Genomic DNA, 24,859 nt, shown 5'->3' on the forward strand with positions numbered 1-24,859 from the left:
GAAACACGCCAACGGCCCCATGGGCCGTTGGGTAGATTACGGGGAGCGGTGGTCGTTTAGTGCGGCCACCAGCTCCTCGCACGTCGCAAACCAGACATCGGCAGGCCACTGCTGGTAGTCATCCTCTTCGCTGATGTAGCCATAGCCCACCGCTACGGCCAGCATGCCAGCCGCTCGCGCTGCCTGCATGTCCCTGACATGATCGCCTATGTACCAACAACGCTCTGGCGCTACTCCCAGCTGTCTGGCGGCCTCCCACAAGGGTTCCGGCGCAGGCTTCTTGACGCTCAAGTCATCGGCACACAGCAGTGTGCCAGGGGTAAGAGCCAAGGCATCCAATAACGGAACGGTATAACGCCGTGGCTTGTTGGTGACGATCCCCCAGGGGCGAGCGCTTTCCTGCCAGGCAGGCAGCCACACGTCCAGCGGCGAAAACAGTCGGCTATGCACGGCCACTTTTTGCTCGTAGGCATCGAGTAGAAAATCACGCGCCTGCTCATGCTCATCACTGCCGCTTTCGAGGCCCAGAGCCAGGGTGACCAGCGCGCTGCCACCGTTGGAGACCTGCCCGCGAATCTGTTCGAAGGGCAGGGCCGCGAGGCCATGATGGGCTCTCAAGGCATTAGTGGCGGCGGCCAGGTCCGGCGCTGTGTCCACCAGCGTGCCATCCAGATCGAAGATAACGGCATGGGGGGCTGAACGGCACATCTATTCGCTCACCTTGCGGCAGTGCATCATATAGTTGACCGATACGTCGTGGGCCACCAGGCGGTAGTGGCGTGTGAGCGGGTTATAGGTCAAGCCGCTCTGCTCACGCACTTCCAGCGAGGCGCTACGCGCCCAGTGGGCCATTTCAGACGGGCGAATGAATTTTGCGTAATCGTGGGTGCCGCGGGGAAGCAGCTTGAGCAGATATTCGGCACCGACGATAGCGAAGGCGTAGGATTTGGGCGTGCGATTCAGCGTAGAGAAGAAAACGTGGCCGCCTGGCCGCACCAGTTGGCTACAGGCATGAATGATCGAAGCCGGATCAGGCACGTGCTCCAGCATTTCCATGCAGGTGACCACATCGAACGTCCCCGGCTGTTGGACGGCCAGGGCTTCGACGCTGATGTGTTGGTAGTCGATCTCGACGCCGCTCTCCTCGGCGTGCAACCGGGCCACCCCCAGTGGGGCCTCGCCCATGTCGATGCCGGTCACGCGGGCGCCTCGGTGGGCCATGGCTTCGCTCAGAATGCCCCCACCACAGCCCACGTCCAACACCTGTTTGCCTGCCAGGCCAGAACGGGCATCAATGAAGTCCAGCCGTAACGGGTTGATGTCATGCAGTGGCTTGAACTCACTGTGAGGGTCCCACCAGCGGCTGGCAAGTGCTTCAAATTTGGCAACTTCTGCCGCATCAACGTTGCCCTGTAGGCGGTCAGTGGTGCTATCCTGAAGAGTCGATGGCATGGTATGGCTCCCTGAGCAAGTCGGCAATAAAGCGGGGAGGGCAATGCCTTGCCCATCACCCCTCTATCGTTGAGTATGGACGTATTCTAACCACTCCCGGAGCGGAACGCATGAAAAGGAGCAAGGCATGATGCCCAACCCCCTATTTTATCGACGGTTGTTTGCCATGGAGAGCCTTTGAATGCGGGTATTACTGCACGGCAGTGAACTGAGTGCTGCCACGGCGGCTGCCGCACTCGCTTGGGTAGGACACCAGGTGGACTGGCTGTTGCATGAAAACATGCCATGGTTATCGTTGGCCCAGGTCGACTGGCTGCGCCGCGAGCCTTCGCTCATGGCGCAGTTGGAACAGGCCCTGGCGTCGGGCCAACTGCGTGTCATCGAAACACTTGACACATCTCATACCCCCGATGTGGTCTGGTTGGCACTGTCTCCCAGCCAGCGTGATTCTGCGCGCCAACTGCTCAGTAGCCCGCTGTTTGCCGGTTATCATGGGGGAGTGCTGATCAATAACTCGACCTTCCCTGTGGGTGAAACGGAGCGCCTGCATGCGCTAATGGGCCGTCAACATAGCCGTGTGGCACTGCCTGATACCCTGGAGGAGGGGCGGGCGTGGGCCGCTTTTACACGGCCGATGCGTTGGTTGCTGGGCTGTGACGATGCCCACGGTGAGCAGGTCACCCGTGAGCTATTGCGCGCCTTCAACCGCCGTAGTGAAGTGTTCCAGCGCATGCCCTGTCGAGCGGCTGAACTGACCAAACTGGCGATCAATGGTATGTTGGCGACACGTATCAGCTACATGAACGAAATTGCTGGCCTGGCGGATACGCTAGGCGTGGATGTGGAGCATGTGCGACAGGGGATGGGGGCGGATAGCCGGATCGGTTTCGAGTATCTTTATCCTGGCTGTGGCTTTGGTGGGCCCAATTTTTCCCGTGACCTGATGGGGCTGGCCGATATTCAATCGGCGCATGGTCGTTACTCCGCTTTGCTGGAGCAGGTCATGGATATCAACGAGCAGAAAAAAGAGACCCTGTTCAGAAAGCTATGGACGTTTTTCGACGGCAACCTGGCGGGTAAAACGATTGCCGTGTGGGGGGCCGCCTTCAAGCCGGGAACGGCACGCATCGACCACGCCCCGGTACTCACGCTGTTAGAGGCCCTGTGGGCGCAGGGCGTGACGGTCAAGCTGCATGACCCTGCCGCGTTGCCAGCTTTGCATGAAGTAGTGGGCCAGCGGGATGATCTGATCCCTGTTCAGGGAGACCCTTACCTTGCGTGCCAAGGGGCAGATGCCTTGATGCTGGTGACTGAATGGAAGACTTACTGGAACCCGGATTGGCATCGCCTGGCGACGCTACTGGGAGAAAAGCTGGTACTGGATGGCCGCAATATCTACGACCCTGCTTTTGTCGCCAGCTGTGGCCTACACTACCGGGGAATTGGACGACGCGCCGACCCGATATTGCCCTAAGGAAAAACCATGTCTGACGCCATCTCATCACCTCGTATCGTGCCGGATGTCGACCAGAGCTTTACTGCTCAGCACTTGCGGCATCGCAAGGGGCCCAGGCTCTGGCCATTATGGTTTTTCTTGATGTTGCTCTTCCTGGCCCTGGCCGGGGCGTCGGTGTTGCTGTGGTACGAGCGCGAAGAGCTACTCCGCCAGGTTAGTCGTGTCAGTGGCGAAGTCTCTAATCTGCATGCACGATTGGACTCGGGTGACACTGATGCTCAGGATGAGATAACCTTTGTACAAGCTCAGATGGCCACGCTTTTCCAGGAGCAAGAGCAGCTTGCCATCGCGCTCACCACCACACGTGAAGAGCTGTATGGGCTACTTACGGACCATGAGGCCAGCGCTTCCAGCGATGCGCTGGATTCTGTGTCGCAGCAGTTCGAACGCCTGCAGGAGCAAGCTGCCATGCGAGACAGTCAGCTTGCTGCGATTCGTGCGTCGCTGAATGCGCTGGAACAGGTAGGAACTTCCGGTAGACAAAATTTGCTGGAAGAGGTCTCTTACCTGGAACAGACCTTTGGCCAACGACTCGAGGAACTGGAACGGCAATTGGCCAGTGAGCAAGCCGCACTGGCAGAGCAGCAGCAGTGGCGTGTTACCATGGAGCAGCAGTTGGGCCAGCTGTCTGAAGCGCTGGAGGATGATACCTCTGCCACGTTTGCCAGCCAGTCCGAGCTGGCGTCACTGGAGGCCGAGTGGTCGCAGCGGTTGGCCACCCTCGAAAGCGATGTGCGGCAAGTGCGTCAAGCCCAGCTGGCCTTCAGCGCACAAATGGAGATGCTGCGTAACTAGCATGCCGCAAGCCGATAATTTGGGGTTAGGGATAAAAGCGTATGGGAAGACAACGGCGATGGTCCGGCATGGCGCGCGTGGTTTGCGCACTACCGCTATGGGCGGCTTCGGTATCGGTATGGGGGCTCGAGGCCAATATTAGCGGCGTCAACCAGCAGGTGCGCAACAATATCAGTGCTTACCTCGAAAATATCGACGCAGAGCAGTACACCGATGTACGCCTGGAGGGGGAAATTCGTCAGCGCACCCAGGAAGCCATGCGGGTGTATGGCTATTACCAGCCCGAGGTGCGTGTCTCTCTCGAAGAGACGCCGGTCGCCGTGCGTATCGAGCCGGGGCCACGCGTTACCATTGAAGTCCTGGAGATCAACGTCACTGGCGATGCGGCAGACGATCCGCCTTTTCAGGAAGCCCTGGACGATTTTCCCCTCAACGTCGGCGACCCTTTGCGCCACGCACCCTGGGATCGGCTGCGCAATCAGTTTTCCGGGCTGGCCATCGAGCGCGGCTATTTCGACTGGGGGTTTTCGGACCGGCGTATGGAAGTGCGCCCCTACCTGGAAAGCGCGAGGCTCTACATGGGCTTCGATAGTGGGCCTCGCTACCAGTTCGGTAACACGCTCATCACCGGAAGTCATATCGAGCCTGACCGTCTTCGGCAGATGCAGACGTTCGAAGCAGGCGACCCCTACCTTGCCGAGTCCCTGGCACTCTACAATCAGCGGCTGGCTGAAACCGGTTGGTTCAGCTCGGTCTCCGTGCGTCCCCGCCTGGAAACCGCCCGTGAATTGATCATAGCGCCCCCCAGCGGGGGAGATCCCTGGTGGAGCGAAGTCGCTGCCACTCAGCCAGAGCGGCCACGGATTAGCAGTGCGGCGCTGACCAGTGCATTGAGCCTTCATCGTCGCGACGACACGCGTCTTCCCATTGATGTCAATGTTGAACCCGCCGACCGCCATCAGTACGAGGTGGGGATAGGCTTTGCCACCGATGTGGGCCCCAGGCTGCGCTTTGGCTGGCGTCAGCCGTGGATCAATCAGCTGGGGCATAGCCTGGATCATAATCTTTACCTGTCGGCGCCCGAGCAGCGCTTCACCGGGGTGTATAACATCCCCCTTGAAGACCCGATCCGGGACAACTATCGCCTTCAGTACGGCGTGCGCAATATCGATGACAGCGATACCCGCTCACTGCAAGGCACGGTCGAGATAGCGCGGCGCTGGGAGTTCGAGAACCGCTGGGTGCAAACGCTGTACTTCAGAACTACCTATGAGGACTTTACCCAAGGGGGCCAGGCCGACCAGGTGTGGATCTTCTATCCCGGTATCCAGTGGTCGCGTACGCGCACTCGCCCACAGCGATTCCCCGTCTGGGGAGATCGTCAGCAGCTGTCGTTGGAATACTCCGATAGTACCTGGGGCTCGGATGCCGACTTTGCCCGACTCACCGGCGACACCGAATGGATACGCATGCTGGGCAGCGACAACCGCTTCGTGGCGCGCCTGAGCGTTGGCGCCATCGAAACCGACGATTTCGATAAACTACCGCCATCACTGCGCTTTTTTGCCGGTGGGGATCGCAGTGTACGCGGGTACTCCTACGAAAGCCTCTCTCCGCGTAACGAGCAGGGTCGTTTGCGCGGTGGCCAGCAAATGCTGACCTCCACGCTGGAGTATCAGCGCCGCGTGACGGGCGACTGGTGGGGCGCTGCCTTCGTCGACAGCGGTGATGCATTCGATAACTGGGGCCCCGAAGATCTGAAGACCGGGGCGGGGGTAGGTGTGCGTTGGGTATCGCCGGTGGGCCCAATACGCTTCGACGTGGCGCACCCGTTCGACAACGACGATGACTACCGCGTGCACTTTTCGATCGGACCAGAATTCTAGGAGAGCTCTTTGGCCAAGGTTGATGTAACGACACCCCCAAACCGCGAGATGCTCTCTAGTCGGCGTCGCCTATGGCTGACGCTGTGGAGTCTGCTGCGTTTGATGATTCTGTTGCCCCTTTGGGTGCTGGGCCTGGCCGCCCTGTTGCTGGGCGTGGCGCTGTCCCCCTGGGGCACGGCACAGCTGTTCTCACAAGGTGAACAGCGCGGCTGGTTCAGCTATGAACAGCAGGAAGGGGCGCTGCTGGAGAGCTTTCGGCTTCAGGGCTTTCACTTGGCCATGGGCGGCACGCAGGTGACCCTGGATGAGGTGGAGCTTGCCTGGGCCGACGATTGTCTGCTGTCAGGTAGGCTGTGCCTGGAAAGATTGCACCTCTCGGGCGCCGATATCCGCTTGGCTGCCAGCGATGCACCTGAAGAGCCCGACAGCGAATCCACGCCCCTTTCGCGCATTCACCTGCCATTCCCTATCGAGCTGCGTGATATCGATATCAGCGACGTTCAGCTGCACCTGGCCGATGGCACCCATGTGGCCTGGGAGCGCTTTTCTACCTCCCTCTCTGGCGCACAGCAGCAGCTCATCATCGAGCCGACGCGCCTTGAACGCCTTGCCGTTCATCTGCCGCTTTCACCGGGTGGGCAGCTCACAGAGGATATCGACACGCCGCTCACCGCCGTCGGTATCGATAGTGCCATCCAAGTGAATCAGCCCCACGATGAGGAGCCAATAGCGGGTTCCCCGGCACCGCGTGAACGACTGTCGCTGCCAGCCATCGAGCTACCCATCGATGTGGCGATCACGTCGCTGTTGGTCACCGATGTCAGCGTGGCCGGTGCGTTCACCTATGACGTGGAGCGAGTACTGCTGGCCGGACATGCTGAGCGTGACAACGTGGTGCTTTCTACGCTTGAGGTGGATACCCGGGATGCCACGGCGCGGTTGATGGCGGATGTGACGCTGGCAGACGATTACCCGTTGGAAGCCGAGCTGCACAGCGTGCTTCTGCTGCCGGAACTCTTCCCGGCCTTGAGCGGAGAAACGCTGACGCTTCGGCTTTCTGGCTCGCTGGCGGATCTGTCGGCGGAGCTGGATGTGTCGGGGCAGATCAACGCGACCCTGGCTGCCGACGTCGATGTCCTGGCGCCTGATGTGCCCTTTACCGCGAGGCTGCAGAGCGAACGCGTCGAGTGGCCGCTGGAAAGCATGGAGCGTGACCCCGACACCACCTACGTGGCACAAGATGTGGATTTGACCGTCAACGGTAGCCTGGACGCCTACGCCGTGCGGCTGCTGGTCGACGCGCAGGCGCCTCAGGTGCCGGATACGTCGATAGACCTGACCGGCGATGGTGACATGACCTCCTTCCGCTGGGCGCCCCTCAACCTGCGTATCGAAGAGAGCCGCTTGACCAGCGAAGGACAAGTGAACTGGGCCGAGGCGCTGCGCATCGATGCCAGTGTGCAATTGAGCAGTGTCGACCCCTCGCTATTCGTCGACCAGTTGGAAGGCAACCTGAATGGGCGCCTGACTGCCAACGTTCAGCAGCAGGGAGAGCGCTGGGACATTGCGCTCCCTGAGCTGGCCATCGACGGTGAGTTGCAAGAGTATCCGCTGACGCTGGAGGCCGCGCTGGAGGCCAACAGCGACCTGGAAGTCGCTATCGAACGACTGCTGTTCACGCAGGGGAACAACCGCCTGACGGCTTCCGGCCAGGTGAGTGAACAAGCCATGTCGCTGCAGGCGGATATCGCGCTCACCGAACTGCAAACGCTGCACCCGGAGCTGGCCGGTCGCCTCAGCGGCGACCTCCGCGCTACCGGGAGCTTCAGTGCCCCCGAGTTGGTCGCACGCTTGACCGGCAATCAACTGAGGTTTGCCGAAAACCGTATTGAAACCCTTGGCCTGGCGGCCAATGTTCAGGGGGTCGATGATCCGGTGCTGCGTATCGAACTCGATGCCCAAAGTGTCAATGCCGGTGGGCAGGCGCTATCCAGCCTGGCCGTCAATCTGAGCGGGCGCTTGTCTCAACATACTCTGAGCGTCAATGTCGACGGTGCGCCAGGCAATGTGCTCAGCGCTGCCTCGTTGGCTTTGGATGGCCGCTTCAATCAGGATACGGAGCAGTATCAAGCCCGGCTGATGCCGCTGGAGCTGGACAGCGAGGCGGGCAGTATTCGCCTCGAAGCGCCGCTGGATATCGGCTACAACCTGGCCAATGGCCAGGCGAGACTGTCGCCATTCTGCTTGCGGCGACTGGAAGGCGGCCTGGTCTGTTCGGATGAGCCCATGACGGCATCGGCAGAGCAGGGGCAAGCCAGCCTGCGAGTCAGCGAAGTCCCCATGGAGGTGCTCGAACCGTTCTTGCCCGAAGAGTGGCGTTTCGAGGGTGCCACGACCGCTGAGCTGGCGGCCAACTGGCGTCAGGGAGGCGCGCGCTGGCAAGCCAACGTGCAAGCACTCAGTGAGCTGGCGATCACCGCCATCAACGATTACGGCCAGCCGGTGGCCCTGCCGGTGTTGAACCTGGATACCCAAATCGAGGCCAATCAATCACAGGCCGATGCCAACCTGCTGCTCTCGCTGTCCGAAGCCGGAGAAATAACCCTCGATCTCTCCGTCAACGACCCCTTGGGTCAAGGAGCCTTGGCAGGCGAACTGCGTGCCAACAATGTCTCCCTGGAACCCTATCGTCCGATGATGCTGGGTATGGACCGCCTCGAGGGGGCGTTGAACGGCAGCGTCCAAATTGGCGGTAGCACACAGCAGCCCGACCTGCAGGGGCAGCTCGCCTTGCGTGGCCTGCGAGTACATGGCCCGGACATCCCGGTGGACGTTCAGGACGGTGAATTCGGCATCATCTTCGATGGTGAGCGGGGGGATATCGACGGCTTCGTCGCTGCCGAAAGAGGCCGATTGAACATCAGCGGCGAAGCTTATTGGCCAGCCAGCGATGCCTGGCGGATCGGGATAGATCTCAATGCCACTCAGGAGCCCCTGCTGGTGGTACTGCCCCAGTTCGGCCGCATGGAAGCCGCACCAGACATTCGTGTACGCATTACTCCAGAGCGTTTGCAGGTCAGGGGCAATGTCGACTTGCCCTGGGCGCGGCTGGAAATAGGCGATCTGCCCTCGTCGGCCACCTCGCCCAGCCCCGATGAGATCATCATTACCGAGCGTGATGATCGAGAAGCCGAACAGGCGCGCCAGCGCGCCATCGCAGCGGGCGAAGACCCCAGCGCTGCCGAGGAACTGACGGCCACGGGAATGGCCATCGATGTCCTGATTACCTTGACCCTGGGTCGCGACATGCAGATTTCCGCCTACGGCCTCGAGTCTGGTTTAGGGGGTAGCCTGGAAATACGCCAGGAGAGCGGGGTGCTGCAGCTGTTTGGTGACGTAAACCTGGTGGATGGCCGCTTCCAGGCCTTTGGGCAGGACTTGCTGATTCGGCGTGGCCAACTGCTCTTTAGCGGTCCGCCTGGCTTGCCCGTGCTGGATTTCGAAGCGATCCGTAACCCGGACATCACCGAAGACGAGGTCATTGCCGGGCTGCGGGTCTCGGGCAACGCCGAAGAGCCGAACGTGTTGATCTTTGCCGAGCCCTCCATGGACGAGACCCGCGCGCTTTCGTATCTGTTACGTGGTCGTGCCCCTGACGCTTCGGGTGGCGGCATCGATAGTGCCCTGACCACGGCACTGATCGGCATGTCATTGGGTCGGACCGGTGGGGCTGTCGGCTCGCTGGGACAAGCCTTCGGGATCGATGACCTGACGCTGGATACCACGGGGGCGGGCGATGAAAGTCAGGTGGCGGTGAGTGGCCAGCTGACCGATGACTTGCGCATCAGCTACGGGGTGGGCATTTTCTCGCCCATCGCTGAGCTGACGCTGCGCTACACCCTGTGGCGGAACTTGTACCTCCAGGCGGTGTCTGGTGCGAATCAAGCGGTTGACCTGATTTACACCTTTACCCGCTCGGGCGATCCTTACGTCTATCCGCAGCAATAGGAGAACATCGATGTCGTTTTTTACATCTCGCCAGACGGCACCCGAAGGCCGCAGCACGCCTATCGAGACCAGTGAGGTGCATACCGTGACAGGGGCGTCGCTGCATCCGCCATTTCCGGCTGGCTGCGAGGAAATCGTGCTGGGGATGGGCTGCTTCTGGGGCGTGGAGCGCCTTTTCTGGCGTCAGCCCGGTGTGGTCGTCACAGCTGCCGGTTATGCGGGCGGTACCACTCCCAACCCTACTTATCAGGAGACCTGTACCGGGCTTACCGGGCACACGGAAGTCGTGCGGGTCGTTTATGATCCGAGTGTGATTGGTCTGGAAAAGCTGCTGCAGATTTTCTGGGAAGAGCACGACCCTACTCAGGGAGACCGTCAGGGCAACGATATCGGCAGCCAGTACCGTTCAGCGATCTTCACCACCACGGCGCAGCAGTTGGCGCGTGCCCAGCAGAGTGCCGCTGAGTTTCAACAAGCGCTGGAAGCGGCGGGCAAAGGGCGTATCACCACGGAAATCAAACCGCTGGACACGTTCTACTATGCCGAGGCGTACCACCAGCAGTACCTCGATAAAAATCCCGGTGGCTATTGCGGGTTGAAGGGCACGGGCGTGACCTGTGCGATTGGCTAACAACGATGACCGTTTGAACAGGATAACAACGATGTGGCGACGTGGACGTGACTATCCATGGCTGATTAACATGGCGGGGTGTGCGCTGTTGACGCTGGGGTCGACGACTCAGGCCAGCACGCCGGACATGCCGACAACGGTAGAAGATACGCCGTTTGCCAGTGAACGAGAAGCCGTGATATGGCGCCAGGATGAGTTGAAAGACCTGGAGCGGCTGCTGCGCCAGCTGCGTTTCGACCTGGTCAATAATCGGGATGCTCGTGGTGCCGAGCCGCGGCTGGAAGCGCTGCAGCAAAAGGCCACTCAAGCACATTTTTTGCCTGCCTTCATCGAAGGCACCCATGGGCGTGGTTCCGATGCTCGGCCGGAAATATGGCAGGAGTGGGAAGACTTCTCGGCGGGTTTCGTTGACCTGGAAGAAAAAGTAGCCGACCTGGTGGAGGCCGCACAGCAGGAGGATTACCGTGCCGCTACGCGGGCCTTTTCGGACGTGAGTCTCAGCTGCCGGAGCTGCCACCGCGCTTATCGCTACAACTAGCGCGATGGCCTATGCTCAATCGCCCGGCTGAACGCGGTCGATACGGTAGAGGGTCTCGACCTGTTCGAGCCCACTGATGGTGCAATCGAGGTCCTTCACTCGGCCATCGTCCAGGCCATATACCCAACCATGCACCGAGATCTTCTGGCCACGCTGCCAGGCGCGCTGGAGGATCTTGGTGCGACACAGGCTGTTCACTTGCGCCTGTACGTTGAGTTCACACATTCGATCGATTTGCGCGTCGAGAGGCAGGGCTTCCAGCGTTTGGCGGTGCTGGTTGTACTGCTCACGCACCGAGTGCAGCCAGTAGTCCACGACGCCGCACTCGCCTCCGGTGACGGCGGCCTTGATGCCCCCGCAGCCGTAGTGGCCAACGATCATGATATGACTGACCTTGAGGACGTCGACGGCATACTGCACCACCGACAGGGCGTTCATGTCGGTATGGTGCAGCAGATTCGCGACGTTGCGGTGAACGAACACTTCGCCAGGCGGCAACGCGATGATCTGATTGGCCGGTACGCGGCTATCGGAGCAGCCAATCCACAAGTAGTCTGGCTTTTGTTGGCTCGAGAGGCGCTTGAAATAATCAGGGTCTTCCTGACACATCCGCTCGGCCCAGGCGCGGTTGTTTTCCAGCAGCGTGGCAATTTTATCGGACAATTGAGTCTCCCAGGAGCACGAGTTCCATCGTAGAAGCAGCATGCCAATGCTGCCGAGGGCGTACAGAGTAACGAGTTTTATGCGTCTCGTCAGTTCCAGATCAACCGGGGGCTGCCTATCAAGTGCGGCAGCTTCAAGCAAGGAGTAGAAGCAACCATGTCAGAAACGATGTCAGACACCGGGTCAGCCAACACGGCGCATGATTACGATTTACTGGTGATTGGGGCGGGGTCGGGAGGCGTGCGTGCCGCGCGTATGGCTGCGGCGACTGGCGCTCGGGTAGCGGTGGCTGAGGATCGTTACCTGGGTGGCACCTGCGTCAATGTAGGCTGTGTGCCCAAGAAGCTATACTCCTACGCTGCGCATTTTCACGACAGCTTTGACGATGCGGCAGGTTTTGGCTGGCAAATGAGTGTGCCGCCGACCTTTGACTGGACTACCTTGCGCGACAACAAGACCAGCGAGATCAAGCGCCTCAATGGCATTTACCAGCGTATGCTGGAAGGTGCGGGCGTCACGCTGCTCAATGGCCGTGCACGGTTGGTAGGGCCGCATCAGGTTGTGTTGACCCAAGAGGGTCAGGAAACCACTTACAGTGCCGAGAAGATCCTGCTGGCGACGGGTGGCTGGCCATGGGTGCCCGAGTTCCCGGGCAGCGAACTGGCGCTCACCTCCAATCAGGTATTTGATCTCGAACGCTTCCCTGAGCGTTTCCTGGTGCTGGGGGGCGGCTATATCGCGGTGGAGTTTGCCAGCATCTTCAATGGACTGGGGAGCGACACCCACCTCATTTATCGCGGTGAGATGTTCCTGAAAGGGTTCGATCAGGAAGTTCGGGAGTTCACCCGCGCGGAAATGGCCAAGAAAGGCGTCAATCTTCATTTCGGTGTCAACATCGTTCGTATCGATGCGCTGGAGTGTGGCGCGCTCCGAGTGGAGCTGACCAACGGTGACGTATTGGAAGTCGATGCCGTGTTGGCAGCGACGGGTCGGAAAGCCAATACGGCAGGACTAGGGCTCGAGGCGCTGCAGATCGAGCTGGATGCGGACGGCAAGGTGCCGGTAGACGCTCGATTCCAGACCCGCGTGCCCTCCGTTCTGGCGCTGGGGGATTTGACCGCGGGCCCAGAACTGACGCCTGTCGCGCTGGCAGAAGCCATGCAGCTGGTCGACATCCACTTTCATCAGCGGGCTCCACGACCACTGGATTACCACACGATCCCGACCGCCGTGTTCTGTCATCCCAATATCGGCACGGTAGGGCTCTCCGAAGAAGCCGCCAGAGAGCAGTTCGACGGCATTCGGGTCTATCGCACCGACTTCAAGCCCATGAAGCACACGCTCTCGGGGAGCGATGAGCGTGTATTGATGAAGCTGATCGTCGACGATGCCACTGATGTCGTGGTGGGGGCCCATATGGTAGGCGAAGAGGCGGGGGAACTGATCCAGGGCATTGCCATTGCCGTGCGCGCAGGGCTGACCAAGGAAGACTTCGATCGTACCGTGGGCATTCACCCCACGGCGGCAGAAGAGTTCGTCACGCTAAGGACTCCCTCACGCTACTGAGCGTCGGCTTGGCCAGAGGCATTAGTGTCAAACAGAGAGGCGAGCGGAAGCTTGCCTCTTTTTTTGTCTCGCGCATACGCGTGGGTGTTCTAGACTCAGTGAATCATGGTCGTGCAGTGGATCCCAGCGCGCCGGGCAGGCGTTTTGATAATCCTGAATTATGGAAAAGCCACGGATAAATAATATGATTTTTGAATTGCTCATAATCAGCTGTTATAATGAAACTCAAATTCGCTACAGCGAAGCATAACCATGAGTACGCCTATCAAGCCTTTTACGCCCTCTGCGGAACTCGCCAGACCCACCGTGGCCGATGCCGTCGTGGGCCATGCCGAAGCGCCGCTGTTCATTCGCAAGCCCAACGCCGACGACGGTTGGGGCATTTACGAGCTGGTCAAGGCGTGTCCACCGCTAGACGTCAACTCCGCGTATGCCTACCTGCTGTTGGCAACCCAGTTTCGCGATACCTGCGCAGTGGCCACTAGCGAAGAGGGCGAAATCGTTGGCTTCGTCTCAGGTTATGTGAAAGACAATGCCCCTGATACCTACTTCCTATGGCAAGTCGCCGTAGGTGAGAAAGCCCGTGGTACAGGGCTTGCACGGCGGCTGGTAGAGGCGATCATGTCGCGTCCTGAACTGGATGACGTGCATCACCTCGAAACCACCATTACGCCAGACAACCAGGCATCCTGGGGGCTGTTTCGCCGCCTGGCTGCCCGCTGGCAGGCCCCGCTGAATAGCCGAGAATACTTTTCGACCGAACAGCTCGGTGGAGAGCACGATCCGGAAAACCTGGTAAGAATCGGCCCGTTTCAAACTGGCAGTCTCTGACAGCTTTCAAGGTTAACGGTTTTCCCACTTGTGTTGCCCCGGCTGCCACTTTTTGCCGATCAGGCCAACCAGACCCGACTGATAAGGAGGTCGCTTATGCAGACCCAGACGCTCGAACGCATGGAATCCAATGTTCGTACCTATTCACGTTCTTTTCCTGTCGTCTTCAAAAAGGCCCAGAACGCACGCCTGACCGATGAGAATGGGCGTGAGTACATCGATTTTCTTGCCGGTGCCGGCACGCTTAACTACGGCCACAACAACCCCGATCTGAAGCAGGCGATGATCGACTATCTGGCCACGGATGGTGTCGTACATGGCCTGGACATGTGGACCAGCGCCAAGCGTGACTATCTTGAAACGCTGGAAAACGTAATCCTCAAACCACGGGGTCTGGATTACAAGGTGCATCTGCCTGGGCCTACCGGCACCAACGCAGTGGAAGCGGCCATTCGCCTGGCCCGTGTTGCTAAAGGTCGCCATAACATTGTGACCTTCACCAACGGCTTCCACGGTGTCACCATGGGCGCACTGGCCACCACCGGTAATCGCAAGTTCCGCGAAGCCACCGGTGGCATTCCCACTCAGGGTGCCAGCTTCCTGCCGTTCGATGGCTACATGGGCGAGCACGCCGATACGCTGGATTACTTCGAGAAGCTGCTCAACGACAAGTCGGGTGGTCTCGATGTTCCGGCCGGCGTCATCGTCGAGACCGTGCAGGGGGAGGGCGGTATCAACGTGGCGGGCCTGGAGTGGCTCAAGCGCCTGGAACAGATTTGCCGTGCCCATGACATTCTGCTCATCGTGGACGACATTCAGGCAGGCTGTGGCCGTACCGGCAAATTCTTCAGCTTCGAGCATGCAGGCATCACGCCAGACATCGTGACCAACTCCAAGTCGCTGTCAGGTTTTGGCTTGCCGTTCGCCCACGTATTGATGCGCCCGGAGCTGGACAAGTGGAAGCCAGGCCAATACAACGGTACGTTCCGTGGTTTCAATCTCGCCATGGTGACTGCCACGGCGGCGCTGAAAAAATACTGGTCCAACGATACCTTCGAACGCGACGTTCAGCGTAAAGCGTGTATCGTCGAAGAACGTTTCAAGGCCCTGGCAGCGCTGCTCAGCGAGAACGGCATACCTGCTACAGAGCGCGGTCGTGGCCTGATGCGTGGTATCGATGTGGTCTCGGGTGAGATTGCCGACAAGATCACCAGCACGGCTTTCGAGGAGGGTCTGATCATCGAAACCAGTGGCCAGGATGGCGAAGTGGTCAAATGTCTGTGTCCGCTGACCATTCCGGATGCCGACCTGCTCGAAGCGCTGGATATTCTGGAAGCGTCGGTCAAGAAAGTCATCAACGCTTAATGGAACGGCAGCCGCCTTGGCTGCCACGTTATGGAGTACGCCCATGATCGTTCGTAATATCGAAGAAGCTCGCAAGACCGACCGTCTCGTCACGGCCGAAAACGGCAACTGGGATAGCACGCGCCTGGTATTGGCCAATGACGGCGGCAATTTCTCGTTCCATATCACGCGCATCTTTGAAGGGACCGAGACTCATATTCACTACAAGCACCACTACGAATCCGTCTACTGCATCGAAGGCGAAGGCGAAGTGGAAACCCTGGCGGATGGCAAGATCTGGCCCATCAAGCCGGGCGACATCTACATTCTCGACCAGCACGATGAGCACCTGCTGCGTGCCCACAAGACCATGCACTTGGCCTGTGTGTTCACGCCGCCGATTACCGGTAACGAAGTGCACCGTGAAGATGGATCCTACGCACCCGCTGACGACTGATCGTTGAACGCAGGTGTTTGCGGCCTGGCCTGGTGCCAGGCCGCTTTGCGTCAGTCGTCGGTTGGCGCCACTTGCTCGAACACCAGGGTAATTTCGCCCAAGGTGAGGCCAAACTTGCGCATGGACGTACGGTTGATCAAGCGACCGTCCGGCTGCAGGTACATCCAGTCATCCATGGTGAAGCGAATGGAACGGCCGCTAACCTCGATTTCCAGTGGGTAGCGCATGTGGAAGACATGCCCATACTGGCGAGCTTCGACCTGACCTTCGACGTCATTGGCGGTACCTATCCAGCGATGCTCATCGATACGGGTGAACTGCCAGATTCGGCGGTCGGTTTCACCGTCGTCGAACACGAAGGCTTCGTCCAGCGTCAAGGTATTGCCTTCGTAAGTGCCATCGATATCCACCGTAAAGCGGCGCTGTACCTTACCGCTATAATCCTGCACCATGCCCCAGGCGCGTGTTTGTCCGGTGAAGTAGTCGGCAATGTCCAGCTGGGGTGTCGTGCCTGCGTAGTCTTCGACCTTTACACTGGAGCATCCCGCCATCAGCAGGGCGCTGGTGGCCAGCATGAGCAGTAGTATGGGCCATCGGAAGAGACGTTTCATTGTGGGTTGCCTGTATGAGTTTTGATTTTGGTATGACTCTTGTAGAAGAATTTAGCACGCCCCGGGTTATCTGCCTATGCATGCTCATCAGTGTTGTTCTGGTGTCAGCTAGGTTCGCATAATATATATTATGTTAAATCAGGTGGCACAAACGCCTCATGCACTCGTGAAAAGCCGCCGTGGCGTTGGACAAGCAGACACCCTTCTCCTTATCATTCGTGCTCTTATTGTTTAAGGATATCCCTCGTTATGCGCTCAGGTGTTCTATGGCTAATGGCCGGTTTGTCGATGTCACTTGCAGGCTGTGCAGTGACGCAGCCCGAATCGAATGAGCCCCCGCCACTAAGCGAGGCGTCGTTCAACACGCGTATCCTTGAACTCGAGTCCAGCTTGCAGCAACAGTGTCAGGATTCTTCGGCGCTCAATGAGCAGCAGCTTGCCCAGCAGCGCACGCTGACCGCCGACGTGCGCGAGGTGGGTAGTCTACTGCGCCTGCTGCGTGACGATGTCGCCAATCTCGAAGCGCGTGGCGATGAACCCGTGATCATTCGCGAAGAGTGTCAGGCGGAGGCCATCGAAGACGGCAAGACGCTGCTTGGGCGCAGCGAATGGGTCGGCTTTCCCAGTATCGGCACGTACCTCAAGGCCCGGGTGGATTCTGGTGCCAATACTTCCTCGCTGTCTGCTTCGGATATCACGCGTTTCGAGCGCGACGGTGAGAACTGGGTGCGTTTCAAGCTGGCACTTAATGAAGACGATGTGGTCGTAGATCGCGTTCGGGACGAATGGATCGAGGCGCCTATTCAGCGTCGCGTCAGAATCGTCCAGGCCTCCGGCGAAGAGTCGCGCCCAGTAATCTCGCTGCTGATGACTCTGGGGCCGATCCGCGAGAACGTCGAGTTCACCCTGAACGACCGTACCCATCTGGATTTTCCGGTGCTGCTGGGTCGCCGCTTCATGATGGACATTGCCACCATCGACGTGGCGGAAACCTACCTTCATGAACGCCCCGAATTTCCTGGCGGTGAGCCTTCTGAGCAGGCGGCTGATGATGAAGCGGCCGATCAAGACGATACCGAAGAGTAATATCACTCCCCTGCCGCTCTACGCTGAAAGGAATCATCATGTCCCGGTTGCCATTTTATTTTATCGTTGGGTTGCTGCTACTGGCGGGTATTGCCACCAGTGTGCATAGGCATCTGCAGTTCGAAATACCCTGGTTCCCGGGTGAACAGCGGCAGGTATGGGAAATCGAAGCCGTCATCAATTTCAATGCGCAGAACGGGCCGGTGCAGGTAGACTTCGCGCTGCCTTCGCATCAGGCGGGTTACCGCGTATTGACTGAAAATACTGCGTCTTCCGGGTATGGATTGGCGTACCAGGCCGATGAGCTGGGTCGTCAGGCGCAGTGGACCATTCGCAACGCAGCCGGTAGTCAGCAGCTTTACTACTCGGTGCAGATGCTGGTATCGCCAGACGCCCGCTCGCCCATTCAAACGCCGCCAGGAATCCCCAGCATTACCCCTTGGGAAAGCCCCTATGACACGGCCGCCAGCCAGCTCATCGAGCGTGCCTGGGCGCGTAGCGCCAATAACGCGACCTTTGCCCGCGAGCTGATCCTCGATATCACTGGGGATCGCCAGGGGGAAAATGCTCGCTTACTGCTGACCCAGATGCAGCCTTCGGCGCTGATCGTGCGTCTACTCAACCAGGCGGGTGTTCAGGCCCGTGAAGTGAGCGGCCTGCTGCTCGAAGATGGGCGGCGTCGCCAAAACCTGAGTAGCTGGATCCAGGTCTTTGACCAGGCTGCCGAAGAGTGGGCGTTGTTCAACCCCGCCACCGGCGAGCGCGGTCGTCCTGAGAATCTGCTGCTCTGGGAAACCGGCGGACGTGCCGTACTCGAAGTACAGGGCGGTACCAACTCGCGGGTATCATTCTCCATGCTGACCCACAATCAGCCCGCGTCAGCGGCGGTTCGCAACCACTACTCTGATGATACGCTGCTCAACTTCTCGATTCACAGCCTGCCGCTTGAAGAGCAGGCGCTGTTCCAGACGATTCTGCTGATCCCGATTGGCGCGCTGGTGGTGGTCTTCTTGCGCGTGTTGGTGGGCGTGAAAACGTCGGGCACCTTCATGCCCGTCCTGATTGCTCTGGCCTTTATCCAGACCACCCTGTTGACCGGTCTGATCGGTTTCCTGCTGATCGTCAGCGTTGGTCTGATCATCCGCAACTACCTTTCCTACCTCAACCTGCTGCTGGTGGCGAGGGTGTCGGCGGTGATCATCACGGTCATCGCGATCATCTCCATCTTTACGGTACTCGCCTACCGCATGGGCCTGAGTGCGGGTCTGACGGTGACCTTCTTCCCGATGATCATTCTTGCCTGGACCATCGAACGCATGTCGATCCTCTGGGAAGAGGAAGGCCCCAAGCAAGTACTGATCCAGGGCGGCGGCAGCCTGCTCACAGCGGTGCTGGCTTACCTGGCCATGAACAACCCCTGGGTGCGTCACATCACCTTCAACTTCCTTGGCGTACAGCTGATCCTGATGGCGTTCATTCTGCTGCTGGGCAACTACACCGGTTATCGCCTGCTGGAACTGCGTCGCTTCAAACCCATCACCGATGACGAGAAGCCCTCATGAGTTGGTTCGATAACTGGACCTGGCCGACCAGGCTGAGGGATAAAGGCATCATTGGCATGAACCGGCGCAATATTCGCTATATTGGCCGGTACAATGCGCGCCATCTTTACCCGCTGGTGGATGACAAGCTCAAGACCAAGCTGCTGGCCGAGCAGTACGGCATTACCACGCCCAAACTGATCGGCACCGTGGCCACGCAATTCGGCGTCAAGCACATGAGCGAGATGTTGGAAGGCCACCACGGCTTCGTCATCAAGCCCGCCAAGGGCAGTGGCGGCAAGGGAATCCTGGTGATCGAACGGGTCGAGGATGGCCTGTTCTTCAAGCCTAGTGGGGCTTCCTTGACCATGGAAGATATCGAGCGGCATGTCTCGAACCTGCTCTCTGGGCTCTATTCGCTGGGGGGTTCCCCTGATGTCGCGGTCATCGAAACGCTGATCAACTTCGACGAGAGCCTGCTGGAGTATACCTACGAAGGCGTGCCGGACATTCGCGTCATCGTGTTCAAGGGGTATCCGGTCATGGCCATGATGCGCCTGTCCACGGCGGCATCGGATGGCAAGGCCAACCTCCACCAGGGAGCAGTGGGGGTAGGGCTGAACATCGCCACGGGAGCCGCGCTGCGCGGTGTGCAGTTCGACCGCCCCTGCTTCAGCCACCCGGACACCGGGCATGATCTGGCCAGCCTGGTGGTACCTCAGTGGGAAACGCTGCTGCACCTCGCAGCGGGCTGCTATGAAATGACCGGGCTGGGTTACCTCGGCACCGATATGGTACTGGATCGGGAACATGGCCCGATGCTTCTGGAGCTGAACGCGCGCCCCGGTTTGGCCATCCAGATGACCAATGGTGAAGGCCTGCGCCGCCGTCTGGACCTGATCGAACGGCAGCCAGAGAATGTTCCCGTAGCCAAGCGCGTTGCGTTTGCTCAGCATCACTTTGCGCGGCGAAGCGAGCTGGTGGAAACCCCTGACACCTCTTCGGCAACCGCGTAGACTAGGCCCATGATGTTCAACGAGCTGTCCAATGACTGAAGCCAACACGTTACTGCAACAAGCCGAGTCTCAATGCCACACCCGCGGCGTACGCTTTACCCCTATCCGCCGCCGGGTGCTGGAGCTGATCGCCGAAAATGGCGGCGGTCTGAAGGCCTATGACCTGCTGGATCAGCTTTCTACGGAGCATGCCGCTGCTCGGCCGCCCACGGTGTACAGAGCGCTGGAGTTCCTGATCGACCAGGGCTTGGTGCATCGCATCGAGTCGCAGAACGCATACGTTGCCTGCGCCTGCCCGGAGCATGTCCACGGCTTTCAGCTGTTGATTTGCCGCCAGTGTGGCTATGTAGAAGAGCTTCATCTGGACGAAATCAGCGACCAGCTCGCTGCGCTGGCCAAGCGTCAGGGCTTTTATGTAGAGCGCCAAACCATCGAGCTTCAGGGCTTGTGCCAGGCGTGCCGACCTGCGAGTGATACGTGATGTCCACAGTCAACCAATACGACGGCGACCTGTTCAAGTCGCTGGAGTCCGCCTCCCCCTCAGACACGCTGCCCGATGTGGCGACCATTCTGGCCTCGGTGCGCTTCAATTCGGACGGCCTGCTGCCGGCCATTGCCCAGCAGCACGACAGCGGCGAAGTGCTCATGATGGCCTGGATGAACCGTGAAGCGCTGGAAGAAACGCTTACCACCCAGCGAGTATGCTACTACTCTCGCTCTCGTCAGGCGCTCTGGCGCAAGGGTGAGACATCCGGTCAACAGCAGCATCTGAAAAGCGCTGCGCTGGATTGCGATGGCGATACGCTACTGCTGCAGGTAGACCAGGCGGGGCCTGCGTGTCATACCGGCAGGCGCAGCTGCTTTTACGTAGCGGTAGATGCCCACCAGGCCGCCATCACCAGCGAACCATTGATCGACCCCGCCACCCTGTATGGCAAAAAAAGTCCTTGAAGGCTCCCTCTTGAAAGCGTTGAAGGCGGTAAAAAACGCGCTGATCAAGGGGGTGTCACTATTGATGGTCGGTATGGTTCGGCTTTATCAATATACGATCAGTCCGCTCCTGGGGCCCCGCTGTCGCTACTGGCCCAGCTGCTCTTCCTATGCCATCGAGGCTATCCAGGTGCACGGGCCTTTCAAAGGGGGCTGGATGGCACTCAAGCGCATCCTGCGTTGCCATCCCGGCAGCGCGGGGGGGATGGACCCGGTGCCGGGCGGCCGCAGCGAGCAGCTCTGCAAGGAAGATGATGGCTGCTGCTCAGGCCCCTCCTCTAAACCTTCAGAGCATTAGCAAATTGCTTGTCTAATGCTGCTTAGCCACCTGATAGATGCGCTCCAGCATGGCATGCAGGCCGTTGCTCCGGGTGGGTGACAGGTGCTTGTCCAATCCCAGATCCGCCAGAAAATGCGGTTCCGTCTGCTGGATTTCCTCTGCCGTGCGCTCGCTGTAAATGCGCAGCAGCACTGCGATAAGCCCCGAGACGATGGCAGCGTCGGACTTGGCCTTGAAGATCAAGCGGCCGCCCTGCTCTTCATGGCACATCCACACGTTTGACTGGCAGCCTTGAATCTTGAATTCGTCGGTGATTTTGTCAGCGGGAAACGCCGGGAGCTGCTTCCCCATATCGATGATGTACTGGTAGCGATCCATCCAGTTATCGAACATTTCAAACTCTTCGACCAGCTCTTGTTGGGCGAGCTCGGCACCGGAAGTGGTCATGGTGGTTCCTTTTCAGGGTAAGTGCGTTGAGGGCCAACATTATAACGGCTCAAGGCTGCTCTGGGGGTGCTGTTTTCAAGCGATGCCGCTGCTGCTGCTCATGCCACTCATGGGCTTCGGTGTGCAGGTAGCGGCTGGTGGTGTCCAGTCTTGAGTGGCGGGCATTTTCTGCCAGGTAGCGCAGGCTGACACCCGCCTGGGCTTGATGGGTAATCGAAGTGTGGCGTAGCCAGTGGGGGGTGGCCTTGCGTAGCGCATCGATATACTCCCTCTTGCCCCCTTCTGCTTCAAGGGCCAGGGCCGCATGGCCGAAGGTCTCCTTGATCAAACGATAGAGCTGGTTGTCGCTGATCCCGCGCTGCTTGTCCAGCGCGCGGATCAGCGGACCATGTTCGCTAACACCGGGCAGGCCCCCTAAACCCAGCACCTTGCGCCACTGCTGCAGGCACGCCTGCATGTCCTCAGGCAGCGGTATGCGCGCTTGCTTGCCGCCCTTGCCAATCACATGCCACCACCAGCGCCCTTCACTGACCCGAAAATCGTCCATGGTGGCGTTGGCCATCTCATGGATACGCGGCGCCAATAGGTAGGCAAAGCCGAAAATGAAGCGATGCCGCGCATGTTCATAGCGGCCGCGTGCATCCTCGGGCACGGGGCGTGTGTTCAGCCACGTCCATAGCCAGTCCCATAGCGGTCGCTCCAGATAGCGTTCGATACGTTGGGTCTGATTATTGAGGCGGCGCGATTTGTCGCGCATCAGCACGAATGGGTTGTGGCCTACCCACCCTGCTTCCACAAGCCAGCCAAACAGCCCTTGCAGGATGACGAGGGTTTGACGTCGGCTGGCCGGTGACAGTCCGCCGCGAAACGGCCGCCACGCCGGGTGGTGGCGTGGTTTGGAAGGCCCTATCCACATCTCCCTGGGCTGCGGGTTTTCCAGGAATGCCTCGAAGCTCCGCAGCGTTTCACGGTTCACCTCCCTTAGCCCGCGCCCCTGACTGCCCAACCAGAGCAACAGCCGCTCCGCTTCACGGCGATAGCTCTTCAGGGTTTGCGGGCTGTCCTGGTACTCCGCCAGCCATTGCGCAACGGCCTGATAGTCGGTGTCGGCCGCCACATGGGGCGTTGCTGAATCGGTGGTTGTTAGTCTGCTCCCAATATCGGGAAACACGTCGCCACTGCCCTTCCGCTCGGCCATCTCCAGCCCGTTGGCGAAGGTCGCAAGGTGCGTTGAGTCGTAAAGCGGCGCAGGTGGCTGGGTCATGAGGGTGTCTCGCGCTATCAGAGGGCTCAGCATCGCCTTTTTGGCGTATAAATTCAAGATAATATGGGTAATCTTGAATTTATGTTCTTTTAAATAAATAATATTACGTTTTATGTAATACGTAATAATTGAGTTGAGTCCGTTTTTACATGACAATGGCGCACAGCAACTATCCATCCTGATCATTTCAGGCGCGGCTTACTTCAAGGATTCAAACAGGCATGGCTCGGAACGGCATTCAGTACGGTGATGTACAGCAGGCAATCGATACCTTGCTGTCACGTGGCGACACGCCAAGCGTGCAGCGCATACGCGATGTGCTGGGAACCGGCAGCTTTACCACCATCAGCGAACACTTCCGTACCTGGCGGGCGGCACGTGAGCAGAATCGTGACGTTCCCCCACCCAAGGGCGTCCCGGAAGTGGTGGTCAATGTGGCCAGTGAGCTATGGCGCGAAGCGCAGGAGCTGGCCAACGAGGCGCTGTCGCACTATCGCGAAGAGGCCAATAGGCAAGTAGAGAGCGCTCAGCAGGAAGCCGCCGAAGCACGCCAGCAGGCCGCCAATGCCGAACAGCGAGAAAGCGCCCTGGCAGAGCACCTTCGCCACACCGAACAGCGCCTGGAACAGCTGCATCGTGAACTGGCAGAGTGTCAGGCCCGCGAGCGGCATTGGCAGCAGCAGGCTCAGCAGGCCACAAAGCATGCCGAGCAGCACCTGGCTGACCTGCAAGGCGCCCAGCGCGCCCTGACGGCTGCCGAGGAGGACTTCACTATGCAACTGGAGGCTAAGCAGCAGGCATGGGAGGAGCGCCTCGCACAGGAGGAGCAGCGTAACGAAGCCGCCGAGGCGCGGTTGATGGCGCTGCTGGACACCTTGCGTCAGGAGCGTGCCAACGAAGAGAAAGCGCTGCAGAAACGTCTGCAGCAGTGGGAAAAGCGTAGCGAGACGCTGGAGCAGGAGCTGCGCAATAAAAACGATACGGTAAGCCGTTTGCAGATAGACAACGGCAAGCTCGAGCAGCAGCTGCAAACGAATCAGGGGCATCAGGAGACACTCAAAGCCGCACTGGAAACCGCTCAGCGCAATCTCGATCAGGCAAGGCGGGCATTAGAGGTCGAGCAGCAGCAGTCGATAGCGCGTGAAGAGTGGCAGCAGCAGCTATGGCAGCGGATGGAAGCCATGCAGGCACAGCTGGCATCACTGCCGGAGGTCATGGCCCCTAAATCGCAGGAGTGAGCAGATACAACAACGCCCGGCAGCGGCTGCCGGGCGTTGTTCATGGAAAATGCTAAATGACAGCGTTGCTGTCAAGCATGGCCGCCATTAACGATAGTAGGCGTTGCTGGTATCGGTGTGGTCGGTGACGTCACGAATACCCGCCAGCTCGGGGATGCGCTCAAGCAGCGTTTTTTCGACGCCATCCTTGAGGGTCAGGTCGACCGCGGCACAGCCCTGGCAACCGCCGCCAAAGGCCAGAATGGCCATTTTATCTTCGGTCAGCTCGACCAGCTTGATCTCACCGCCGTGGGCCGCCAGCCCGGGGTTGATCTCGCTGTACAGGATATAGTTGATGCGGTCTTCCAGCGGGCTGTCCGCATTGACCTTGGGCATCTTGGCGTTGGGTGCCTTGATGGTCAGCTGCCCACCCATACGGTCGGCATTGAAGTCCACCACGGCCTCTTCAAGAAACGCCAGGCTGTTCTTGTCGAGAAACACGTTGATCTTGTCAAGCTCGAGCTTGACGTCGGTGGGCTCTTCTTCACCCGGGCGGCAGTAGGCCAGGCAGGTTTCTGCATAAGGCGTGCCCGGCTGGGTAATGAAAATACGCACGGCAATGCCTTCGACGTTCTGCTTTTCCAGCAGCTCGGCGAGGTAGCCCTGTGCGCTATCCGTGATGTCAATGCCCGGCGCTTCGATAGTCGTGGTCATAAGGGA

At 59.3% G+C, this 24,859-nt stretch carries 24 protein-coding genes; 17 read left to right on the forward strand and 7 right to left on the reverse strand.

The window, feature by feature from the left end; genetic code table 11:
- Window positions 1-36: 36 nt before the first annotated feature.
- Both CWI66_RS00975 and ubiG read right to left on the reverse strand, forming a co-directional pair.
- Window positions 37-708, reverse strand: a complete 672-nt coding sequence (locus tag CWI66_RS00975) for an HAD family hydrolase (protein WP_100730663.1) — start codon at window positions 706-708, stop codon at window positions 37-39.
- Window positions 709-1,452 carry a bifunctional 2-polyprenyl-6-hydroxyphenol methylase/3-demethylubiquinol 3-O-methyltransferase UbiG gene (ubiG, locus tag CWI66_RS00980; protein WP_100730664.1) on the reverse strand — a complete coding sequence of 248 codons (744 nt, stop codon included), beginning with the start codon at window positions 1,450-1,452 and terminating at the stop codon, window positions 709-711.
- Between the two features lie 181 nt (window positions 1,453-1,633).
- Here ubiG and CWI66_RS00985 point away from each other — a divergent pair, with 181 nt between their 5' ends.
- Genes CWI66_RS00985 through CWI66_RS01010 form a run of 6 tightly spaced genes read left to right on the forward strand, consistent with a single transcriptional unit; the run spans window position 1,634 to window position 10,826 of the window.
- Complete coding sequence (locus tag CWI66_RS00985; protein ID WP_100730665.1) at window positions 1,634-2,926, forward strand: nucleotide sugar dehydrogenase; 1,293 nt, start codon at window positions 1,634-1,636, stop codon at window positions 2,924-2,926.
- Between the two features lie 9 nt (window positions 2,927-2,935).
- Entirely contained in the window at window positions 2,936-3,763 is an 828-nt protein-coding gene (locus CWI66_RS00990) for a hypothetical protein (RefSeq protein WP_016913827.1), read from the forward strand.
- Between the two features lie 41 nt (window positions 3,764-3,804).
- Window positions 3,805-5,649 carry an autotransporter assembly complex protein TamA gene (gene tamA, locus CWI66_RS00995; RefSeq protein WP_026001682.1) on the forward strand — a complete coding sequence of 615 codons (1,845 nt, stop codon included), beginning with the start codon at window positions 3,805-3,807 and terminating at the stop codon, window positions 5,647-5,649.
- Between the two features lie 9 nt (window positions 5,650-5,658).
- Window positions 5,659-9,657 carry an autotransporter assembly complex protein TamB gene (gene tamB, locus CWI66_RS01000; protein ID WP_446718671.1) on the forward strand — a complete coding sequence of 1,333 codons (3,999 nt, stop codon included), beginning with the start codon at window positions 5,659-5,661 and terminating at the stop codon, window positions 9,655-9,657.
- 10 nt (window positions 9,658-9,667) lie between these two features.
- A complete protein-coding gene (msrA, locus tag CWI66_RS01005) occupies window positions 9,668-10,288 on the forward strand; it encodes a peptide-methionine (S)-S-oxide reductase MsrA (protein ID WP_016913830.1) in 621 nt (206 codons plus the stop codon).
- Between the two features lie 31 nt (window positions 10,289-10,319).
- A complete protein-coding gene (locus CWI66_RS01010) occupies window positions 10,320-10,826 on the forward strand; it encodes a c-type cytochrome (protein WP_100730667.1) in 507 nt (168 codons plus the stop codon).
- 15 nt (window positions 10,827-10,841) lie between these two features.
- Here the strand turns inward: CWI66_RS01010 and can are convergent, their stop codons facing one another.
- Window positions 10,842-11,489 carry a carbonate dehydratase gene (gene can, locus CWI66_RS01015; RefSeq protein ID WP_100730668.1) on the reverse strand — a complete coding sequence of 216 codons (648 nt, stop codon included), beginning with the start codon at window positions 11,487-11,489 and terminating at the stop codon, window positions 10,842-10,844.
- A 156-nt stretch (window positions 11,490-11,645) separates the two neighbouring features.
- On the opposite strand from can, the gene gorA reads away from it, so the two are divergent.
- From gorA to CWI66_RS01035, 4 genes are all read left to right on the forward strand, one after another.
- The gene (gene gorA, locus CWI66_RS01020) at window positions 11,646-13,055 is read left to right on the forward strand and encodes a glutathione-disulfide reductase (protein ID WP_100730669.1); all 1,410 of its coding nucleotides are present in this window, start codon (window positions 11,646-11,648) and stop codon (window positions 13,053-13,055) included.
- Window positions 13,056-13,307: 252 nt separating this feature from the next.
- Window positions 13,308-13,886 (forward strand): diaminobutyrate acetyltransferase, encoded by a 579-nt coding sequence (gene ectA / locus CWI66_RS01025; protein WP_100730670.1) that lies wholly within the window; start codon window positions 13,308-13,310, stop codon window positions 13,884-13,886.
- 96 nt (window positions 13,887-13,982) lie between these two features.
- Window positions 13,983-15,251 carry a diaminobutyrate--2-oxoglutarate transaminase gene (gene ectB, locus CWI66_RS01030; protein ID WP_100730671.1) on the forward strand — a complete coding sequence of 423 codons (1,269 nt, stop codon included), beginning with the start codon at window positions 13,983-13,985 and terminating at the stop codon, window positions 15,249-15,251.
- Between the two features lie 43 nt (window positions 15,252-15,294).
- On the forward strand, window positions 15,295-15,687 hold the full coding sequence (locus CWI66_RS01035) for an ectoine synthase (RefSeq protein WP_016913836.1): 393 nt from the start codon (window positions 15,295-15,297) through the stop codon (window positions 15,685-15,687).
- 50 nt (window positions 15,688-15,737) lie between these two features.
- Here the strand turns inward: CWI66_RS01035 and CWI66_RS01040 are convergent, their stop codons facing one another.
- A complete protein-coding gene (locus CWI66_RS01040; RefSeq protein WP_232710682.1) occupies window positions 15,738-16,298 on the reverse strand; it encodes a DUF3833 domain-containing protein in 561 nt (186 codons plus the stop codon).
- Between the two features lie 249 nt (window positions 16,299-16,547).
- On the opposite strand from CWI66_RS01040, the gene CWI66_RS01045 reads away from it, so the two are divergent.
- The 6 genes from CWI66_RS01045 to yidD all read left to right on the forward strand — a co-directional run bounded on the left by CWI66_RS01045 (window position 16,548) and on the right by yidD (window position 21,229).
- Window positions 16,548-17,384, forward strand: coding sequence for an ATP-dependent zinc protease family protein (locus tag CWI66_RS01045; protein ID WP_100730673.1), 837 nt, complete (start codon window positions 16,548-16,550; stop codon window positions 17,382-17,384).
- 38 nt (window positions 17,385-17,422) lie between these two features.
- Window positions 17,423-18,946: an inactive transglutaminase family protein gene (locus CWI66_RS01050; RefSeq protein WP_100730674.1), complete on the forward strand. Its 1,524-nt coding sequence runs from the start codon at window positions 17,423-17,425 to the stop codon at window positions 18,944-18,946.
- Window positions 18,943-19,941: an alpha-L-glutamate ligase-like protein gene (locus tag CWI66_RS01055; RefSeq protein WP_100730675.1), complete on the forward strand. Its 999-nt coding sequence runs from the start codon at window positions 18,943-18,945 to the stop codon at window positions 19,939-19,941. Before CWI66_RS01050 ends, CWI66_RS01055 begins: the two co-directional genes overlap by 4 nt.
- A gap of 31 nt (window positions 19,942-19,972) precedes the next feature.
- Entirely contained in the window at window positions 19,973-20,422 is a 450-nt protein-coding gene (locus CWI66_RS01060; protein ID WP_100730676.1) for a transcriptional repressor, read from the forward strand.
- On the forward strand, window positions 20,422-20,892 hold the full coding sequence (hisI, locus tag CWI66_RS01065) for a phosphoribosyl-AMP cyclohydrolase (RefSeq protein WP_100730677.1): 471 nt from the start codon (window positions 20,422-20,424) through the stop codon (window positions 20,890-20,892). Before CWI66_RS01060 ends, hisI begins: the two co-directional genes overlap by 1 nt.
- 64 nt (window positions 20,893-20,956) lie before the next feature.
- Window positions 20,957-21,229, forward strand: coding sequence for a membrane protein insertion efficiency factor YidD (gene yidD, locus CWI66_RS01070; protein WP_232710687.1), 273 nt, complete (start codon window positions 20,957-20,959; stop codon window positions 21,227-21,229).
- A gap of 12 nt (window positions 21,230-21,241) precedes the next feature.
- Here yidD and CWI66_RS01075 read toward each other — a convergent pair whose 3' ends face one another.
- Together CWI66_RS01075 and CWI66_RS01080 are read right to left on the reverse strand one after the other, a co-directional pair.
- Window positions 21,242-21,658 (reverse strand): SufE family protein, encoded by a 417-nt coding sequence (locus CWI66_RS01075; protein ID WP_016913843.1) that lies wholly within the window; start codon window positions 21,656-21,658, stop codon window positions 21,242-21,244.
- A gap of 49 nt (window positions 21,659-21,707) precedes the next feature.
- The gene (locus CWI66_RS01080) at window positions 21,708-22,922 is read right to left on the reverse strand and encodes a tyrosine-type recombinase/integrase (RefSeq protein ID WP_100730679.1); all 1,215 of its coding nucleotides are present in this window, start codon (window positions 22,920-22,922) and stop codon (window positions 21,708-21,710) included.
- Between the two features lie 221 nt (window positions 22,923-23,143).
- Between CWI66_RS01080 and CWI66_RS01085 the strand changes: the two genes are divergently transcribed.
- On the forward strand, window positions 23,144-24,160 hold the full coding sequence (locus CWI66_RS01085; RefSeq protein ID WP_100730680.1) for a DNA-binding protein: 1,017 nt from the start codon (window positions 23,144-23,146) through the stop codon (window positions 24,158-24,160).
- Window positions 24,161-24,247: 87 nt separating this feature from the next.
- Here CWI66_RS01085 and nfuA read toward each other — a convergent pair whose 3' ends face one another.
- Window positions 24,248-24,853, reverse strand: coding sequence for a Fe-S biogenesis protein NfuA (gene nfuA / locus CWI66_RS01090; RefSeq protein ID WP_016913846.1), 606 nt, complete (start codon window positions 24,851-24,853; stop codon window positions 24,248-24,250).
- Window positions 24,854-24,859: the final 6 nt, after the last annotated feature.

It is taken from the genome of Halomonas sp. 141 (assembly GCF_002810305.1).
Classification (GTDB): domain Bacteria; phylum Pseudomonadota; class Gammaproteobacteria; order Pseudomonadales; family Halomonadaceae; genus Vreelandella; species Vreelandella stevensii.